The following is a 273-nucleotide window of genomic DNA, read 5'->3' as shown; positions in this document are numbered from 1 at the left end:
GGCACAAGCCAAGCTCGCTTCCTACACGCAGGAACAAATCGATGCGATCATTGCAGCGATGTCCAAAGCGGGCGTCGAGGCAGCAGAACGATTGGCCGCAATGGCAGTGGAAGAGACGGGCTTTGGTAACATCCCTGATAAACGGATGAAAAACCTGTTTGCTTCCCAGGACGTTTACGCGTGGATCAAAGACCAAAAGACGGTCGGCATCATAGGCAAGGACGAAGAAAACAAGGTGTGGGAAGTGGCACAGCCGTTCGGCGTTGTCGCGGA

Annotated in this window: 1 pseudogene; it reads left to right on the top strand. The window is 54.2% G+C overall.

The features are described from left to right. Positions 1 to 273: pseudogene (locus SB773_RS31680) on the top strand (acetaldehyde dehydrogenase); the annotation flags it as partial.

This window comes from Bacillus sp. SIMBA_074, from assembly GCF_046534555.1.
Taxonomy (GTDB): domain Bacteria; phylum Bacillota; class Bacilli; order Bacillales; family Bacillaceae_G; genus Bacillus_A; species Bacillus_A mycoides.
The sequence above is the reverse complement of the archived record's forward strand: the minus strand, read 5'-3'. Positions and strand labels throughout refer to the sequence as shown.